This window comes from Providencia burhodogranariea DSM 19968 (assembly GCF_000314855.2).
In the GTDB taxonomy this organism is placed as follows: domain Bacteria; phylum Pseudomonadota; class Gammaproteobacteria; order Enterobacterales; family Enterobacteriaceae; genus Providencia; species Providencia burhodogranariea.
In genome coordinates this window covers 288477-293073 of the sequence record NZ_KB233224.1, presented here as the reverse complement: position 1 = coordinate 293073, position 4597 = coordinate 288477, and the positions used below count along the sequence as shown (strand labels likewise).

Genomic DNA, 4597 nt, shown 5'->3' with positions numbered 1-4597 from the left:
CAGGGTCGGGGATAAGGCCTCCGCGCGCATACCGGGTTCAGTGAGATACACCACGGACGGCGCCTCACTGGCTTGGAGAGCGGTATTGTCACTGACACTCCAAAACCACACGGGGGCGCGCCATTTTAAGGCGTTAAACAGGTTATGGAAAACGCGAGCGGCCATGTCGGTGACGGCGGCATTGAGGTGATTAAACGACAAGGCAGGGTCGAGTAAGTGGGATGACACGGTGTTCTCGGTGACCCAAATCACGCCATCGAGTGGGCGACGGCGGCGCAATTGTTGTAAGGTGTGAATGAGTTCCTCATCAATGCCCGTGGCGACATCGCCGGCGTAGATTAAGACGGTGCCATTCGACTCCTGCCAAATCTCTTGCGAGAGATGCGGTGCCAGTTTATCAACGGCGCTGCTATTGCCGACGAGCAGTTGGATAGACACTTTTTTATACCAGAAAGTGCCGTAGTTATTTTTTAACGTTTCAATGATGGGTAAAGAGTTATGATTATTTAATTCAACTCTCTTTTCTTGATCAGGATAAGTTCCTGAATCCGTATTTGTTTCTCGATGTTTATTTTTTCTTCGCTCAATAAAATATAGCCATGAGATATGAACGACATAACTTACTATAATAAGGCCGATAATTGCCTGTTGCTTTTGATTTTTACTTTCCAAATAAAAATAGTCGCCATGATACCAAATTAACAGAGAGACTAATGCTATTATAATTAATAAAAAGAATGATTTTAGCGTGGGTTTGGGTATTTTAATATTCATATCGATTGACTCGGAGTAATAGTTCCAATAAACATTCTGTTAGGTTCCTGAGATAAGGTAAGCGATGTTTTTTTATATTGAGAAACAAATTCGACGGCTAAAGCCATATTAAACCATGAGGAATACTCTCCGGTGGGGCCAATAAAAAACTCTAAGTCAATAAGCGTATTGGGCGATATTTTCATTATTGTATTGTCAGATTGATAGAGTGCAGTGAACAAACTTGTAGGGCATTTCCCATCAGAAAAAGTATGCGTTGCATTGTGAGATTCCGTTTGTATCTCAGGAAAAAGGTCGATAGCGATTTGATGATTTTCATCAGTATCAATTGGCATTGGGCGCTTTATATTGGCAATAGTCTCAAGATGATGACTTTTTGCTATATCATCCGTGGTGATAATAATCACCGATAATATGGCTGACTGTTCTTGAGTATACGGCTGTTCAATTAAAATTAATTCAATGATATTTTCATTGTCTTTAATTGCGCTTTCAATAAAACCATAACTTAACGTATCGGTGATATCAAAATTAGGTATATCAACATTTGGGAACAGTTTTTCCCATGATGATGTCAGCTCATTTTTAGCGAGATCAACATTTTTTTTAGTCAAATATTGAATATGAAAAGGAGACTGGTTTGATAATTGGATGACTTTATCTTGAACCGTTCGGAGTAAATAAAAACAACACGATTTTTCATTTGAAAGATAATCGATTTTTTGTGGGATTTTATACCTTGCTGTGTGTTGAGATTGATGTTTTAGCATATAAGGAAGCGTGATTTTTTGTGGCAGAAAAAGAACACTTTTCAGAACGCTCATACTCCGCGAACCCCATTGTTCCCATTGTTTATCTGCATATAATTTTTCTTTTTCTAAAAAATCATAATAGCCTTTCTTTTTTATATACACTAACAGACGGCATAAAAAAGTTATTGTGATGATTAGCAAGGGGCATACCACAATAATAATATTCACCCATTTTTTTTGATGAGATAATTCATTGTTAGTGTTTGTATATAAAAAATAAATTAAAAAGAAAATCGCAATGCCAATAGCGGATAGCCATTTAAAGTAAGCGGGTGCCGTCGGTTTTTTTGTTTGAATAGACGGGGTTTTATTCCAAGCCATAATTATCCTAATGAAAAGTCAGTGATACTGGAAATAAGATAACAACCACATTCAGTACGGCAGCCATCAACGGCAATCTGAATGCCTTTACACGTAAAGTCAGAGGAACCTTCAATGATGGCATTATTGCCATGCCCTTTTTTGGGACAGCTAACCATATCACCAACTTTAGCCGCCCTTTTACCGTTGATAATAACATCTGAAGTGGCCGTAATAACGGTGCCACCATGGCTGGTGCTATCTCCGAGTAACACAATGTTTTTAAACATAGATAAATGCCTATTTTTTATTAATTGCTAAATTATATATAACGTCAATGATTAACATGAATCATGCCAGAGGTTTTATATTGACTCTGTAGTGATACCATCACGTAATGGATTTATTCTTGAAGACTATTACCAAATAATAAGATTAAAGATATTATATGAATAATGTATTAGCTTGAGTAAATATTATATTGCTCAGTATTTTTTTGTTTATAGTCTAGTAAAAACCCCACAGGGGATGAAAGTTGAGATAAAGTTGTTATTGTTATTATTTTCATATAGCGAATCATTAACGGTTTTCAACACAACGAAATTGATAACCAAATTTCATATTGGGGTCATCTTTTCCTCTTGCGATGGTTATTATTCCATCGAAACTCCCCAAATGACCTCGGATCACTTTTTTCGTACTTATTTCTGCTTTCGCCCCTAGTGGATTATGCTCTGGGGAATGTTGATAATAATCCTCAGAATACCAATCATTCACCCAATCGACGCCATTACCCATCATATCGTATAGTCCTATTGGGTTTGGTGCAAAATTGCCGACTGGAGCGATCCAACCAGTAAAGTTACGCGCAGGATCTAGTTCTGAGTGCATTTTATTATCGCTGTTCGCATAGATCAGTAATTCCCCCCCACTGCGAGCAGCATATTCCCATTGAGCCTCGGTTGGTAAGTCGGTTTTTCTCCCTGAGTTTTGTCCTAACCACTGACAATAGTCTTTTGCATCTTGCCAACTAACCGATGCTGGATAATTATCACTAATTTTATCTTTTTTAGCATAGGGGTTATTAAGGACATCGAGATAGTACTCTGTTTTATCTCGTCCTTGCAGGGTTAGCCAACGATTAAATTCAGCCCACGTAACACGATATTTTCCCATGCTAAAATCAGAAAGTGAGACCCAGTGCAGGGGCCTTGTTGAAGGGTCGGTACTTAATGGTAATTTATCTTCATCAATTAAAGGGCCAAAATCCCCCATCTGAAAACGTCCGCCTTTTATGGGCACCATATTATCAAACGAAGTTTGGCGTAACTGAGCAGCTTCGGCTTCTTTTTGCGAATTATCACAGCCTGAGGTCATGAATACTATGATAGACAATGGCATAATTGCAGTAATTTTTTTCATATAGCTAATCATTAACGGTTTTCAACACAACGAAATCCATTGCCGAATTTAATCTCTGGATCATTTTTTCCTCTCGCGATAGTAATTGCACCATCGAAACTTCCAAGGTAGCCTCGTCTTACTTTTTTATCCCCTATTGTAGGCCCTTGTGGATTATGCTCTGGGGAGTGTTGATAATAATCCTCAGAATACCAATCATTCACCCAATCGCTACTATTTCCCATCATATCGTATAAACCTATTGGGTTAGGTGCAAAACTTCCAACTGGCTTCCAATATGGGATAAAATTACGCGCAGGATCTAGTTCTGAGTACATTTTATTATCGCTGTTCGCATAGATCAGTAATTGCCCCCCACTGCGAGCAGCATATTCCCATTGAGCCTCGGTTGGTAAGTCGGTTTTTCTCCCTGAATTTTGTCCTAACCATTGACAATAGCCTTTTGCATCTTGCCAACTAACCGATGCTGGATAGTCATCGCCTAGCTCATCCCAACTGATAATTTTACTATTTTTCCCTTGAGTATAAAATTCAAGTGGCTCGCGTTCTTGCAGGGCTAGCCAACGATTAAACTCAGCCCACGTAACACGATATTTTCCCATGCTAAAATCAGAAAGTGATACCCAGTGCAGGGGCCTTGTTGAAGGGTCGGTACTTAATGGTAATTTATCTTCATCAATTAAAGGGCCAAAATCCCCCATCTGAAAACGTCCGCCTTTTATGGGCACCATATTATCAAACGAAGTTTGGCGTAACTGAGCGGCTTCGGCTTCTTTTTGCGAATTATCACAGCCTGAAACAACACATGAACCGACAAATAAACAAAAAAGTAGCTTATTGAATTTCATTATTTCGTTAACTCCTTACCATCAACAAGTATATGAATAAGGGAGTGTGGATTTACCATCGTGACCGCTACCAAAATCGCCCATTAAGAAAGTACCACCGTCAATGAAGACCATATTGTGAATGGATTCATTAATCAGTTGTTTCTTTTGGGCTTCTTGGTCTGCAGTGAGCTGTTGTTCACAACCGAGTAAAAGCACGATAGGAACTACCAGTAGAGGATATGTAATTTTCATTGTGCAGCTTCAATTTTTGAAATTGAAATTGGAGTTGGTGATTGAACAGCACAGCGAAAGCCAAGGCCGGGGATATTGCCATTTTTTAATGGGTGGGAAAGACGATTAATAGTTAATGTTTTTAAATAAAAACTACCGTCAGCTCCACGAGTTACTTTTTCTTCTCCATGTTCAGGACCTTGGGGGTTGTTTGCCGGAGAATGTTGG

5 protein-coding genes and 2 pseudogenes are annotated in these 4597 nt (G+C 39.0%); all 7 read right to left on the bottom strand.

Annotation, left to right across the window (positions count from 1 at the left end):
- Positions 1–774, bottom strand: a pseudogene (locus OOA_RS20665) (ImcF-related family protein); the annotation flags it as partial.
- On the bottom strand, positions 771–1907 hold the full coding sequence (locus OOA_RS15290; protein WP_008913067.1) for a hypothetical protein: 1137 nt from the start codon (positions 1905–1907) through the stop codon (positions 771–773). The gene OOA_RS15290 and the pseudogene OOA_RS20665, both read right to left, overlap by 4 nt.
- Positions 1908–1909: 2 nt before the next feature.
- Positions 1910–2176, bottom strand: coding sequence for a PAAR domain-containing protein (locus OOA_RS15285; RefSeq protein ID WP_008913066.1), 267 nt, complete (start codon positions 2174–2176; stop codon positions 1910–1912).
- Positions 2177–2465: 289 nt separating this feature from the next.
- On the bottom strand, positions 2466–3320 hold the full coding sequence (locus tag OOA_RS15280; protein WP_008913065.1) for a formylglycine-generating enzyme family protein: 855 nt from the start codon (positions 3318–3320) through the stop codon (positions 2466–2468).
- Complete coding sequence (locus OOA_RS15275) at positions 3320–4156, bottom strand: formylglycine-generating enzyme family protein (protein ID WP_008913064.1); 837 nt, start codon at positions 4154–4156, stop codon at positions 3320–3322. The genes OOA_RS15280 and OOA_RS15275 overlap by 1 nt, the downstream gene beginning before the upstream one ends.
- 21 nt (positions 4157–4177) lie before the next feature.
- Positions 4178–4390: a hypothetical protein gene (locus OOA_RS15270; RefSeq protein WP_008913063.1), complete on the bottom strand. Its 213-nt coding sequence runs from the start codon at positions 4388–4390 to the stop codon at positions 4178–4180.
- Positions 4387–4597: pseudogene (locus tag OOA_RS20660) on the bottom strand (hypothetical protein); the annotation flags it as partial. The pseudogene OOA_RS20660 and the gene OOA_RS15270, both read right to left, overlap by 4 nt.